Source organism: uncultured Pseudokineococcus sp., from assembly GCF_947495735.1.
In the GTDB taxonomy this organism is placed as follows: Bacteria; Actinomycetota; Actinomycetes; order Actinomycetales; family Quadrisphaeraceae; genus Pseudokineococcus.
This window is the reverse complement of the sequence record NZ_CANMAA010000004.1, coordinates 261,836-275,241: the sequence shown is the minus strand read 5'-3', so window position 1 is coordinate 275,241 and position 13,406 is coordinate 261,836. Positions and strand designations below refer to the sequence as shown.

The following is a 13,406-nucleotide window of genomic DNA, read 5'->3' as shown; positions in this document are numbered from 1 at the left end:
CCTGGCGCTACTGTGAGCAATGCGAGGTCATGGTGCGCCCTGTTCGCGTCACGACGATGCGCGAAGACGGTCGAGAGGGGCCCCCGGCGCTCGCCTGCGCCCTAGCGCCGCTACGGCGTCCGGTTGGGCAGTTGGACCAGTTGCTGCCTACGCTCACTCAACAGGTAGCCCCGGCCAGCAGGACCGGCCAGGTACTGGTCGGCCTCCAGCGCGAGCCGGTGTTCCCGAGCTGTTGCACGGTCCGTCGGAGTGAGCAACAGCGTCGCTCCCTCCTGCGAGACCCGCTGTGCGACGCTGGCCAGCGAGCGCTTCGTGCTCTCCAGGAGCGGCATGCCGTTGCCGCACAGCACGAGCCCCATCTGCCCCGACCGCTCGGGTGTCAGCGCCTCGGCGAGCAGGGTCGGCAGCTCGTCGTAGGACTTCTCGGTCGCGACCATGGTGAGCTGCTCGCAGTCGTCAGCGATGACGACGACGCGGTCGGTGCCCAGGCCGGCGGCGGCACTGCGGATGACCTCGTCCGTCAGGGTCGGCCCCTCCAGCACCATCACGTTTGCCCGCCCGGACAGCCACCCCTTCACCGGCGACTGCGGCTTGCACAGAACGATGCAGCCCACGCCGCGCTGGGCCAGCGCGAGGGCGGTCGTCGCCGCGGCGGTGGAGCGTCCCGACTTGGCGGGCCCGGACACGAGCAGCCCCTGAGGACCGGTGAACAGGTCCACCCCGACCGGTCCCAAGTCGGGTCCGCCGACGCCAAGTGGAACCCAGCCGTCGCTGACCCCGTCTGGGCGGGGGACGTCGGCCAGCGGCAGCGGCCACGGCAGGGACGGGAACCGCCGGGGCGCCCGCTCCGGGGTCGGTGACGAGCCCCGCACCCGCTCAACGAGCGCCTGGACGCTCTCGCCCGGCTGCGCCACCTGCACGTGCCGGACGGACCCGCCCTCCGCGACGACGACGCCGCGGCCCGGCAACGGCGGCGGTAGGAACGCGCTAGCCGGCAGCACGTCCCGCACGACGTTGGCCTGCGGAAACTTCAGGACCACCTTGGTGGCGAACAGGTCACCGGGCTTGCGCGTCAGCGGACCTCGCTCGCTGGTGACGACGACACGCACCCCGACCTTCGTCCCGCCCTCGATGACCTGCACGAGGCGACCGGCCACCGACGTCCCCACAGAACCGGGGTCGGCGGGGTCGTGGAACAACTCCCAGCCGTCGATCAGGACCAGCAGCGTCGGCGGCGTCTCGCCGCGTGCAGCCGTGAGCCCTCGCTTGCGTCGCTCGACCTCCTCGTACAGCCACGTCACGAACCGGCGCACCCGGTCCGGTTCGTCGGCCCCGAAGACCCCGCCGCAGTGGGGGAGCTCTGCGTAGGTCGACAGGCCCGCCGGCTCGCGCTCGACGACGTAGAGGTGCAGCTGGTCAGGGGGTAATCGCTCGGCCGCGGCGTGGATCAGCGTGCGCACCGCCGTCGTCCGGCCGGACTGCGGCCCACCGGCGATCAGGACACGAGTGTCCCCGGTGAGCGGGACGTGCTCCTGCGGCTGAGCCTGCTGCTCCGGGTGGTCCGCGAGCCCGAAAGGCACTGTGGCTGCAGGAGCCGGCGACGTCGCGAGCTCCGTCAGCTGGGCTAGCGTGACGGTCGGCGGCAGCGGTGGCAGCAGCGGTCGCAAGGGCGCCGGCAGGTTGAGGTTCTTCGCGGCTCGCTCGACGGCGGCGATCAGCAGGTCCTGATCGGTGGGCTGGTTCGACCGCTCGTCCTTCGCCACCGGTCGCAGATCGCCGACCGCTGGCCAGTCGACGATGCGGACCTGCGCCGGCGGCGCTCCCTCCACGGGAGGCGGCGCGCCGAGGTAGCCCGACTGGAAGGGCCGGGGCTGCGGCAGCTCATCCACCCGCGACAGGATCAAACCGCGCCCGCGCAGTCGGCCCGGGATGTGCACCGCGTCCGGCACGTCGAGGACCTCGATGCTCTCCCCGGGCTCGTTCTGCCGCAGCGAGATGCGCAGGTTGATGTTGGTCTTCATCTCCGGGGTCAGCTTGCCGCTCAGGGCCTGGGTCGCGAAGAGCAGATGCATCCCCAAGGAGCGCCCGACGCCCGCGATCGCGACGAGCTCGGGCAGGAAGCCGGGGGCGGCGTCGAGCACCCGGGCGAACTCGTCGAACACCATGACCAGACGGGGGAGCGCCGGGGCGCCTGCCGGCCTCTTGCGCAGGTAGGTGTCGATGTCCTCGTACTGCGCCACGATGCGCGTGCGCCGGTCCTTCTCCTCGCGCAGGGACGCGAGGACACGCGCAGCGGCGGCTTCGTCGAACCTCGTCGCGGGGTCGTCCTGCGCCGATCGGATGAGGCCGACCACGTGCGGACAGCGCTCGAAGGGCAGGAAGGCGGCCCCGCCCTTGAAGTCGACGAGGATCAGGTTGAGCTCGTCCGGTCGGTTGTGCAGCAGCAGGGACGCGATCAGCGCTTGCAGCAGGACGCTCTTGCCGGCTCCGGTCGTGCCGGCGAGCATCGTGTGCGGCCCCTGCCCGACCAGGTCGACGTGCACCGTCCCCGAGGCGTCCGCCCCGAGCGGCACGCGCAGGGTGGGCCCCGGATGGTCTTCCCAGACCCGCGCGACGTCCGTCGGCTCGGGGGATCCGATCTTCACCAGGTCGAGGAAGCGCACCGGGTGGGGGATCGCGGTGTCCCCGCCCGACCCGTGCGCCCTGTCACGCATGGGAGCGAGAAGGCGGGCGATGCGCTCCGCGTCGTCGCGGGTGGTCGACTCAGCAGTGGCCCGGACGGCCGGGGCGTCGTGCGTGCGCACCACGTCCAGTCGGCCCTGCGCGTCCACCGCGATCGTGCCGCGGCACTCGTGGACGTCCGTCTCGTCGAGGCAGATGGCGTAGACCCCGACCTCGGGCCCCTCGGTGAGGACGGTCCTCATGCCGCTCAGCCGGCGGAGCTCGTGGGCACCGTCGAGGACCACGACCACGTCGCTGTCGGCTCGCGCGTGCTGCGAGGTCCCTTGGCGCGCTCGCTGACGGCTCCGGACCAGCCGCTCGAGCTCCTCGGCGCGGGCCATACGCTGCTCGTCGGTCATCGCGACGAGGCAGGGGACGTCGCCGTCCGGGCCGGCGTCGACGTGGGGCAGCCACCGCACCCAGTGCAGGTGCGATCCGTCACCTGTGCTGAGCACGTGCAGGGAGAGGTCCTCGGGGGAGCGGCGCGTGGCCAGCTGCAGGACCAGCCAGCGGGCCAGACCCTCCACGCGCGGGGTGTCCCCGACGACCCCGACGACGCCGGTGGCACGCAGGTCGAGCGTCACCGGGACGGAGCGCAGCCGTGGCGGCTCGAGACCGGGCCATCGTTCCCCGCGCAGCTCGACCTGGGCGTCCTCGTCCCTGACCCCGACGCGCATCGTCAGGGCGTCCGGGCCGTTGAGCTCCTTGGTCCACAGGCCGGGCAGGGCGCCGAGGGCGTACAGCCCCAGGGTGACCTCGTCCGGGTCGTTCAGGCGGCGCACGCGCTCCTGGTCGGTGACGGCCGCGGAGATCTCCGTCGCCGCACGGATCTTCTCCTTCTCGAACCCCACCTGCTGCTGCCGCCGGGTCCGCCGCTCCACCACCCAACCCAGACCTGCCGTGACCGGGGCGAGCAGTGCCATCAAGAGGTAGGCGGGCTGCCCGTTGGCGAGGGCCATCACCCCACCGAGCACGAGAGGGGCGACCAGAGCTGCACCCATCGCCAAGAAGTTGCGCGTGCTCGTCGGGACCGGCGCGGGCATGTCGACGCTCGCTGCGACTGGCGCCTCGGCGCGATGGAAGCGGCGGGTGAACTCGAGGCGGCCGTCCGGGCTGCGCCGCCACTCCCGCTCCACGCGCTCCAGGCGCAGCCACTGCAGGACCGACTCGCCGACCTCCACGGTGCCGCCGTCCGGCAGGGACATCTGCTCCTGCAGTGCGACACCGGCGATCCGCGTGCCGTTCGTCGACCCGCAGTCGGTCACTCGTGCCTCGTCCCGGCCGACGACGACCTCGGCGTGCCGACCCGACACCTTCGGGTCGGTGAGGACCAGCCCTGCGCCCGGCTCGCGCCCGACGGTGAGGGCGACGTCCGTGAGGAGCCACGTCCAGCGCCCGGTGTCCGGCCCGGACAGGACGCGGAGCGCTCCGCCTGCGCCGTCGGGGACGGAGCGCGGTCCGGGGACCGCGACGTCCATCGACACGAGGCAGCCCACGCTCAGCGGCGACTCGGCGATGGTCTGCGCCGGGTCGAGGACCTCGAAGCCGACGTACGCCCGGCGCCCCGCGACGTCCAGGGGCAGGGCGTCCAGCAGGGAGGCGACGGTGGATCCCGGCTCAGCTGAGACCTCGACGTCGTGGAGCGCGGCCGCTCTGGCGTCCACGACCGTGCAGCGCAACATCATCATGGGTCCACCCCCACCCCTCGGGCTTGGCGTGGCAGATGCCAGCAGGACGCCGCGCCTGAGGGACCGGTCACGCCGCGCAGACTATGGAGGACGGATCGGGCGCGTGCGACCTTCGACGAGATGTCCGCGCCGTGCGGCTGCACTTGGATCCCGTGGCGGCTGGTCGACGGCGCAGGTGGTCCAGGCGTGGTCGTCGTTGACGCGGTGCATGGACGCTGTCCGAGGTCTAGCCAGGCCTCAGCCGTTGCTGGTGGCTCCCGGCGGGTGACGACGGGTAGGTCACGTGCCCGCCCAGACGACGAACGGCCCCGGTCGAGGACCGGGGCCGTTCGTGGTGGTGGGCGATACTGGGATCGAACCAGTGACCTCTTCCGTGTCAGGGAAGCGCGCTACCGCTGCGCCAATCGCCCGGGTGCACACGAGGGGCCCGATGTCGTCCCCCGCGGCGTGCCGAGGTGGAGACGGGATTCGAACCCGTGTGGACGGCTTTGCAGGCCGCTGCCTAGCCACTCGGCCACTCCACCGTGAGTCGCGCCGGAGCACGATCTCCGAGCGGATGACGGGATTCGAACCCGCGACCCTCACCTTGGCAAGGTGATGCTCTACCACTGAGCCACATCCGCACGCTGCCTCCGTGACCCCCGGGGGATCTCGTCGGCGTGCGTCGTGAACTCTAGACGAGTGGTGAACGACTCGTCCAACCCGCCCCCCGCGGCGTCCTCCGCCCCCGCGCCGGAGGCCGTCCCGGGCGGCTCTCGCGACGCCGCGCCGAGCCCGCCCGCGGCCTGGTGGGGCGGCCTGCTCGCCACCGGGCTGGAGGAGGAGGTGGACCTCGCCCAGGACCCCGACGCCCTGGAGCGGGGCGGCTGGTGGTTCGTCGTCGCGGACTTCGAGGCGGCGGTGGGGGAGCCCAGCGCCGTCGGCGTCCCCGGCCGGGGCCGGGCGCGCGCCTTCCGGTTCGCCGACGTGCGGCCCGCGGACCCGCCCGTGGGGGGCACCTGGCGCGGGCCGGCGCCCGGCGCCTGGACGTCGTCGATGGACCGCGCCGCCTACACCGCGGGCGTGCGCGCCGTCCGCGAGCTGGTGCGCGAGGGCGTCGTCTACCAGGCGACCCTCTGCCGGGTGCTGCGGGCGCCGCTGCCCGAGCCCCCCGACCTCTGGGCGCTGGCCTCGCTGCTGCGCGCCGGCAACCGCGCGCCCTACGCCGGCGTGCTGGACCTGGGGGCGGAGGGCGTCGTCTCCGCCTCGCCCGAGCTGTTCCTGCGGCGCCGCGGCGACGTCGTGGAGAGCGGCCCCATCAAGGGGACCGCCGTGCCCGGCGGCCCGCTCGGGGGCAAGGACGTCGCCGAGAACGTGATGATCACCGACCTCGTGCGCAACGACCTCCAGCGCGTGTGCCGACCCGGCTCCGTGGAGGTCGCCGCCCTGCTGGCCCGGGAGGCCCACCCCGGGCTGGACCACCTGGTCTCGACGGTGCGCGGCCGGCTGCGCACCGGGACCACCTGGGCGCAGCTCCTGCGCGCGACCTTCCCTCCGGGGTCGGTCAGCGGGGCGCCGAAGCGGGCCGCCCTCGACGCGATCGCTGCGCTCGAGACGGCGCCCCGCGGCCCCTACTGCGGCGGCATCGGGTGGGTGGACGCCGACCGCGGCACCGCGGAGCTGGCCGTCGGCATCCGCACCTTCACCGCGTCCGGGGGGGAGCTGCGGCTCGGCACGGGAGCGGGCATCACGTGGGGCTCGGACCCGGAGCAGGAGTGGGCCGAGACCGAGCTGAAGGCCGCCCGGCTGCTCGCGATCGCGTCCGGGGCCGTCCCCTGACGCCGCGACGTCGGAGCGCCGCCCGCCGACGGCGTCCCCGCCGGGCCATGATCGGTGCCATGGACACCGGCGCCGGGAGCAGCGGGACGACGGAGCGGGCGCAGGGCGCCGGCGGCGCCGTGGGGGCGGCCGAGGCGGGGGCGGACGGCCTCGTCCCGCCGCCCGCGCCCGCGGCGGAGCCCCCCGTCGTCTGGGTGGACGGCTCCCTCTCCGCCGACGGCGGCGCCGTCGTGGACGCCCTCGACCACGGCATGACGACGGGCGACGGCGTCTTCGAGACCTGCCGGGTCAGCGACGGCGTCGCGTTCGCGCTCACGCGTCACCTGGTCCGGCTGGCCCGCTCGGCCGACGGCCTGGGGCTGCCCCGGCCCGACGAGGACCGCGTGCGCGAGGCCGTGGCCGCCGTCCTGGCCGCCCGGCCGCTGGCCCGCGGGCGGCTGCGGATCACGTGGACCAGCGGACCGGGGCCTCTGGGCTCCGAGCGCCACGGCGGTTCGACGCTCGTGGTGGCGGCGTCCGCCGCCCCGCCGCCGGCGGTGTCCCCCTCGGTGGTGGTGGTGCCGTGGACCCGCAACGAGCGCGCCGCGACCGCCGGCCTGAAGACGACGTCCTACGCCGAGAACGTGGTCGCGCTGCGCCACGCCCTCGCGGCCGGAGCCGGGGAGGCCCTGCTGGCGAACACGCGCGGGGAGCTGTGCGAGGGCACGGGCAGCAACGTCGTGGTGCAGCTGCGGGACGGCCGAGGACGGCCCGAGCAGGAGCTCGTGACCCCGCCCCTGTCCTCCGGGTGCCTGGCGGGCGTGACGCGGGCCCTGCTGCTCGAGTGGGCCGCTCAGGAGGGGCTGCCGGTCGTGGAGCGCGCCCTGCCGCTGGAGGCGCTCGAGGGGGCTGCGGCCGTGCTGCTGACGTCTTCGCTGCGCGACGTGCAGGTGCAGACGGCGCTCGACGGGCGCCCGCTGGAGACCGAGGGCCTGCCGGCCCGCGCCGCCGAGCTCTTCGCGCGCCGGGCCGCCGAGGACCTCGACCCCCGCTGAGCCGCCGGTCCCGCTGAGCCGCCGGTCCCGCTGGGCCGCCGGTCCCGCTGGGCCGCCGGTCCCGCTGGGCCGCCGTGCGACGGAGACACCCGCACCGCGGGGCGGTCGGCTCTGGGGCGCCACCGCTCCCGGGCACGACGACGCCCCGGCAGCGGGGTCGCCGCCGGGGCGTCGTCGTGCTCGGGTCGTGCGCTGCAGCGCGAGGGCTGCCCCGGGTCGGGGCGGGAGGTGCTGCCCCCCGCCCCGACCGCGGTCAGGCGGTGAGGAGGTGGCCGATCTCGGCGTCGAGGTCCATGCAGCGGGCCTCGCCGCCGCGCGGGACGGCGGCCAGGGTGCGGGCCACGAAGGCGCGCAGGTCGCTCGTCGCGGCCTCGAGCAGCGCGCGGCCGTCCGGGGAGCTCAGCGCGACGCACGTGGTGTCGGGGCGGCCGTCGGCCGCGGGCCACACGCGGACGTCGCCGTCGCCGCTGGGGGCCTCGAGCCCCGCCAGGAGCAGCTCGCGGGCGAAGACCCACTGGACGTCCGAGCCGGGCTCGGCGCCGGACCCGAAGGCCACGGTGACCGCGAAGGGGTCGTCCACCGCGTAGCGGAGCAGGACGGGGAGGGCGACGGACTCGCCGTCGGGCGAGACGAGGCGGAGGTCGACCGGCGACTCGACGTCCGCGGGGCGGCCGGAGCTGCGGGGCGTGACGGGGGACATGCGGGCCTCCTGCGGGGGCTGGCGTGCGGTGGCGGCCCGAGCGGCCGTCCGGTCTGAAGAGGATGTGCCCCCGGGAGGCCAGAGCTAAACCAGGACGCCCGCAGTAGCCCGGACGGAGCAGTGCGGGCGCTCGCCGCTCAAGTGCTCAAGAAGTCCTGCCGAGCACCAGGGGCTCCCGGTCCACCACCGTCGGGACGGCTCGGGTCGTGCGCCGAGCGGATCCGCCGGACCGCCGGCGAGGAGCGCTCGCCTAGTCTCGGGCCATGCCCAGCGGCTCCCGGCGCGTCGACGCCGGCACGGGCGGCTCCGCCGCGGACGGGTCAGGACCCGGTGACGACGGGGCGTCGTTCCCCGTGCGGCCGCGCCGCGAGCGTCCCGCGCCCCTCGAGCCGGGAGCAGCGGTGGAGCCCGGGGCCGAGTGGGGCGGGCCGGGGCCGGGGCCGGGCGCGGCCGGACGGGACTCCTCGGCGCAGGTCTCCTCGGAGCGGGTCTCCACGGAGGGGGGCGCGGCCGAGCACTCCGGAGCCACGGCGCCCTCCGACCAGCCGAGCCGATGGGGATGGCGGGACCGGCTGCGCCAGGAGCGGCCCCGCCTCCACCGGCTGTACCGGGTGGGCGTGGGCGTGGTCGGGGGCCTGCTGCTCGTCGCCTGGGCGCTGGTGAGCTGGCTCCCGGGCCCGGGCGGCATCCCCCTGCTCCTCCTAGCCCTCGCCGTCCTGTCCACGGAGTTCCGCTGGGCGAGGCGCCTGCTCGAGCGCGCCCGCGTCGGCGCCCACCGCTTCGCGGAGCGGACGGCGCGGATGCCCCTGGGGGTGCGGCTGCTCGGCTCGACCGCGCTGGTGGTGGCCGTCCTGACCGCCGTCGCCCTGGGTCTCGCCGTCGCCCTCGGCCTGCCCGGGTGGGTGCCCGAGGGCCTGGCGCTCCAGCTCGTGCGGCTGCCGGGCGTCGACCCGAGGGGCTGAGCCCGTCCGGGCCGCCGCCCCTCGTCCGGCCTCGGCGACGCCCGGTCGCCGGGATCGGGTACTGTTCACGTCCGACGCCGCACGCGGCGCCGACGGGCGATTGGCTCAGCGGTAGAGCACCTCGTTCACACCGAGGGGGTCACTGGTTCGAATCCAGTATCGCCCACCCGTCCCGAAGGCCGGTCCCCGATCCGGGGGCCGGCCTTCGTCGTCCCGGGCCCCAGTCCCTCGCCGCCAGGAGGTCCCGCCGTGACCAGCGCAGACGAGGCCAACGGGTCGGGGCCGCACCGCGACCGGCGGGCCGACCAGCGGGCCGGCCGGGTCGTCGGCGCCGTGGCGGCGCTCACCCGCTACCCGCTGCGCTCCGCCGCGGGCGAGGTGGTGGAGCGCGTGCGCTGCACGGCTGCCGGGCTGGCCGGGGACCGCGGGCACGTGCTGGTCGACGCCTCCGGGCGCCCGCTGCGGGGGCGCGACGCGCCGGCGCTGGCCTCGCTGCGGGCGAGCCTGCGCAGCGGCCGGCTCGTCGTCGCCGACGCCGGCGGCTCCGAGCTGGACGACGCCGGCCTCGCCGCGGCCACCGGTGTCCCGGGGGCGGCGACGGCTCCCGCGCGCGAGCACGACGCGGCGCCCGGGAGCGCCGCCGTCGCCCCGGTCCACCTCGTCAGCCTGGGCGCCGAGGCGGGCCCGGACGCGCAGGAGTGCGACCCCGACCCGAGGGCCAACGTCGTCCTGGCCCTCGACCCGGTCGAAGGGCCCGGCGCCGAGCGGGCCTGGGTCGGCGCCCGCCTGCTCGTCGGTGACGCCGTGCTCGTCGTCACCCGCACGCCGCGCCGGTGCCTGGGCGTCTACGCCGACGTCGTCGTCGAGGGCGAGGTCGCCGTGGGGGACCCGGTCCGGCTGGTCGCGGCCGGTGGCCCGGCCGGCGCCTGAGCCCCCTGCGGGGAAGTGCGGCGGCCGTCGGGGGCGTCGGCGGCGGGGTGGTGCGTCGCTAGCATCGCGGCCGTGACGCAGAGCCCCGAGACCACCGCGCCGTCGACCGACGCCCCGCTCCTCACCGTCGTCGTCGAGGGCGCCACCGGCCGCACCGAGCGCCGGGTGCCGCAGGGGGCGACGGCCTGGCAGGTGCTGGAGGAGGACCACCGCGCCGGTCGCGGCGACGACGCCCTCGTCGTCGCCCGGATCGGCGGCGAGCTGCGCGACCTGGACTCCGAGGTCGCCGACGGCGACGTCGTCGAGCCCGTGCTCGCCGCCTCGCCCGACGGGCTGCAGGTGCTGCGGCACTCCGCCGCGCACGTCCTGGCCCAGGCCGTGCAGCAGGCGCGGCCCGACGCGCGCCTGGGCATCGGCCCGCCCGTGACCGACGGCTTCTACTACGACTTCGACGTCGAGGTGCCCTTCACGCCCGAGGACCTGCAGGCCCTGCAGAAGGCCATGGCGCGCATCGTCAAGGAGGGCCAGCGCTTCCGCCGCCGCGTCGTCACCGAGGACGAGGCCCGCACCGAGCTGGCCGACGAGCCCTACAAGCTGGAGCTCATCGGGCTCAAGGGCTCGTCCTCGACCGACGCCGCGGACGGCGGCGAGGTGGCCGAGGGCGCCTCCGTCGAGGTCGGCGGCGGCGAGCTCACGATCTACGACAACCTGCGCCGCGACGGCTCGGTCGTCTGGCGCGACCTGTGCCGCGGGCCGCACGTCTCCTCGACCAAGGTGCTGGGCAACGCCTTCGCGCTGACGCGCTCGGCGGCCGCCTACTGGCGCGGCGACCAGGCGAACGCCCAGCTGCAGCGCGTCTACGGCACCGCCTGGGCCACCAAGGAGGGCCTGGCCGCCCACGTCGAGCGCCTGGCCGAGGCCGAGCGCCGCGACCACCGCCGGCTGGGCACCGAGCTGGACCTCTTCTCCTTCCCGGACGAGATCGGCTCCGGCCTGGCCGTGTTCCACCCCCGCGGGGGCGTCGTGCGCCGCGAGATGGAGGACTACTCGCGGCGCCGCCACGAGGAGGCCGGGTACGCCTTCGTCAACACCCCGCACATCACGAAGAAGGACCTCTTCGAGACCTCCGGTCACCTCGACTGGTACGGGGACGGGATGTTCCCGCCCATGCACCTGGACGAGCAGCGCGACGCGGACGGCGTCGTGCGCCGGCAGGGGCAGGACTACTACCTCAAGCCGATGAACTGCCCGTTCCACAACCTCGTCTACCGCAGCCGCGGCCGCTCCTACCGCGAGCTGCCGCTGCGGCTCTTCGAGTTCGGCACCGTGTACCGCTACGAGAAGTCCGGCGTCGTGCACGGCCTCACGCGGGTGCGCGGGATGACGCAGGACGACGCCCACATCTACTGCACCCGCGAGCAGATGGCCGATGAGCTGGGCGACCTGCTCGACTTCGTCCTCGGGCTGCTGCGCGACTACGGCCTCGACGACTTCTACCTCGAGCTGTCGACGCGGAACCCGGACAAGTCCATCGGCAGCGACGAGGACTGGGAGCAGGCGACCGCCGCGCTCGCGCAGGCGGCCGAGCGCTCAGGCCTGGACCTCGTCCCGGACCCGGCGGGCGCGGCCTTCTACGGGCCGAAGATCTCCGTCCAGGCGCGCGACGCCATCGGGCGCACCTGGCAGATGTCCACGATCCAGGTGGACTTCCAGCTGCCGCAGCGCTTCGAGCTCGAGTACCAGGCCGCCGACGGCACCCGCCAGCGCCCGGTGATGATCCACCGCGCGCTCTTCGGCTCCATCGAGCGGTTCTTCGGCCTCCTCGTCGAGCACTACGCGGGCGCCTTCCCGCCGTGGCTGGCCCCCGTGCAGGTCGTCGGCATCCCCGTCGCGGGGGACTTCGCGCCGTACCTGCGCGAGGTCGCCGCGCGCCTGCGCGAGCAGGGGGTGCGCGTGGAGGTCGACGACTCCGACGACCGCATGCAGAAGAAGATCCGCACCCACACCAAGCAGAAGGTCCCCTTCCTGCTCATCGCCGGCGGCGAGGACGTCGAGAAGGGCGCCGTGAGCTTCCGGTTCCGCGACGGCACCCAGGACAACGGCGTGCCCGTGGACGAGGCGGTCGCCCGCGTCGTCGACGCCGTGCGCTCCCGGGCGCAGGTGTGAGCGGCTCCCCGGCGGACGGCCCGGGGCAGGACGGCCCGGGGCAGGACGGCCCGGGGCAGGACGGCCCGGCGGAGGGGCCGGACGGGGTCCGGGTCGACCCGGCGGGCCGCTACGCCGGCGAGGCCGACGGCTTCGAGCGCCTGTGGACCCCGCACCGCATGGCCTACATCGGCGGGGAGAACAAGCCCGCGGACGAGCACGAGGGGCCGCAGTGCCCCTTCTGCCGCGCGCGGGAGGGCGACGACGCCGAGGGCCTCGTGGTGGCGCGCGGCGAGGAGTGCTTCGCCGTGCTCAACCTGTACCCCTACAACCCGGGCCACCTCATGGTCTGCCCGTACCGCCACGTGGCCTCCTACGTCGACCTGACCGAGAGCGAGACGGTCGAGGTGGCGCGGATGACGCGCACGGCCCTGCGGGTCCTGGCCGACGTCAGCGCCCCGCACGGCTTCAACCTCGGCATGAACCAGGGCGCCGTCGCGGGCGCCGGCATCGCCGCCCACCTGCACCAGCACGTCGTGCCGCGGTGGGGCGGGGACGCCAACTTCCTGCCCGTCGTGGGCCGCACCAAGGCCGTGCCCGAGCTGCTGGGCGACACGCGGAGCAAGCTCGCCGCCGCCTGGCCGGAGCCGGACCGCACGCGGGCCTGACGCCCGCGACGGGCGCCCCCGAGGACGACCGGGGCGCCCGCGCGGTGGTCGGGCGGGCCCCGTCGGCCTGGCTACTGTGCGCAGCACCATGCTCAGCCGCTACGCCCGTGCCGTGATGTCCGCCGTGTTCACCCCGGCGGCGCGCGCGCTCGTCCGCCTCGGCGTCAGCCCCGACGTCATCACGGTCCTCGGGACGCTCGGGGTGGTCGTGTCCGCGCTTGTCCTGCTCCCCGCCGGTCATCTCGTGGCGGGGCCCCTGGTCATCACCGCCTTCGTCCTCTCGGACACCCTCGACGGCGTGATGGCCCGCATGGCCGGTCGCTCCGGGCCGTGGGGGGCCTTCCTCGACTCGACGCTGGACCGCTTCGGCGACTCCGCGATCTTCCTGGGCGTCGCGCTGTGGTTCCTGGGGGAGGGGGACGACGGCGCCGCGGGCGTCCTCGCCCTCGTCTGCCTGGTCCTCGGGTCGGTCGTCTCCTACGCCAAGGCCCGGGCGGAGGGGCTCGGGATGACGGCGGACGTCGGCATCGCGGCGCGCGCCGACCGCCTCGTCGCCGTCCTGGCCGGGACGTTCTTCGTGGGGCTGGGCGCGCCGACGGCGCTCCTCGTCGTCGTGCTGTCCCTGCTCGCCCTGGGCAGCGCCGTCACGGTCGGCCAGCGCATCGCCACGGTGCGGCGTCAGTCGCTCGCGACGACCCCCCGCGCCCGGTGAGCAGGGAGCCGGTGCGCAGGGAGCCGGT

At 75.4% G+C, this 13,406-nt stretch carries 9 protein-coding genes and 4 tRNA genes; 8 read left to right on the top strand and 5 right to left on the bottom strand.

Translation table 11 applies throughout. The annotated features are described in order from the left end of the window. Positions 1-110 precede the first annotated feature (110 nt). From Q0848_RS08565 to Q0848_RS08550, 4 genes are all read right to left on the bottom strand, one after another. Positions 111-4,385 carry an FtsK/SpoIIIE domain-containing protein gene (locus Q0848_RS08565; protein WP_299036676.1) on the bottom strand — a complete coding sequence of 1,425 codons (4,275 nt, stop codon included), beginning with the start codon at positions 4,383-4,385 and terminating at the stop codon, positions 111-113. Positions 4,386-4,744: 359 nt separating this feature from the next. Beyond that, positions 4,745-4,819: transfer RNA gene (locus tag Q0848_RS08560), tRNA-Val, on the bottom strand. Positions 4,820-4,862: 43 nt separating this feature from the next. Further along, positions 4,863-4,933: transfer RNA gene (locus Q0848_RS08555), tRNA-Cys, on the bottom strand. A gap of 27 nt (positions 4,934-4,960) precedes the next feature. Beyond that, positions 4,961-5,032, bottom strand: a tRNA-Gly gene (locus Q0848_RS08550). Between the two features lie 175 nt (positions 5,033-5,207). Here Q0848_RS08550 and Q0848_RS08545 point away from each other — a divergent pair. Together Q0848_RS08545 and Q0848_RS08540 are read left to right on the top strand one after the other, a co-directional pair. Next, positions 5,208-6,227: a chorismate-binding protein gene (locus tag Q0848_RS08545; RefSeq protein WP_366146498.1), complete on the top strand. Its 1,020-nt coding sequence runs from the start codon at positions 5,208-5,210 to the stop codon at positions 6,225-6,227. Between the two features lie 59 nt (positions 6,228-6,286). Then, the gene (locus Q0848_RS08540) at positions 6,287-7,261 is read left to right on the top strand and encodes an aminotransferase class IV (protein WP_299036674.1); all 975 of its coding nucleotides are present in this window, start codon (positions 6,287-6,289) and stop codon (positions 7,259-7,261) included. A gap of 253 nt (positions 7,262-7,514) precedes the next feature. Here the strand turns inward: Q0848_RS08540 and Q0848_RS08535 are convergent, their stop codons facing one another. Further along, entirely contained in the window at positions 7,515-7,961 is a 447-nt protein-coding gene (locus tag Q0848_RS08535; protein WP_299036673.1) for an SsgA family sporulation/cell division regulator, read from the bottom strand. A 263-nt stretch (positions 7,962-8,224) separates the two neighbouring features. Between Q0848_RS08535 and Q0848_RS08530 the strand changes: the two genes are divergently transcribed. The 6 genes from Q0848_RS08530 (at position 8,225) to pgsA (ending at position 13,378) form a co-directional block, all read left to right on the top strand. After that, complete coding sequence (locus Q0848_RS08530) at positions 8,225-8,923, top strand: PGPGW domain-containing protein (protein ID WP_299036672.1); 699 nt, start codon at positions 8,225-8,227, stop codon at positions 8,921-8,923. 94 nt (positions 8,924-9,017) lie between these two features. Further along, positions 9,018-9,089, top strand: a tRNA-Val gene (locus tag Q0848_RS08525). 83 nt (positions 9,090-9,172) lie between these two features. Beyond that, positions 9,173-9,853: an MOSC N-terminal beta barrel domain-containing protein gene (locus Q0848_RS08520; RefSeq protein WP_299036671.1), complete on the top strand. Its 681-nt coding sequence runs from the start codon at positions 9,173-9,175 to the stop codon at positions 9,851-9,853. Positions 9,854-10,045: 192 nt separating this feature from the next. Beyond that, positions 10,046-12,019 carry a threonine--tRNA ligase gene (thrS, locus tag Q0848_RS08515; RefSeq protein WP_366146497.1) on the top strand — a complete coding sequence of 658 codons (1,974 nt, stop codon included), beginning with the start codon at positions 10,046-10,048 and terminating at the stop codon, positions 12,017-12,019. 158 nt (positions 12,020-12,177) lie between these two features. Next, entirely contained in the window at positions 12,178-12,666 is a 489-nt protein-coding gene (locus Q0848_RS08510) for an HIT domain-containing protein (protein WP_366146496.1), read from the top strand. Between the two features lie 88 nt (positions 12,667-12,754). Continuing rightward, positions 12,755-13,378: a phosphatidylinositol phosphate synthase gene (gene pgsA / locus Q0848_RS08505; protein WP_299036669.1), complete on the top strand. Its 624-nt coding sequence runs from the start codon at positions 12,755-12,757 to the stop codon at positions 13,376-13,378. Positions 13,379-13,406 lie beyond the last annotated feature (28 nt).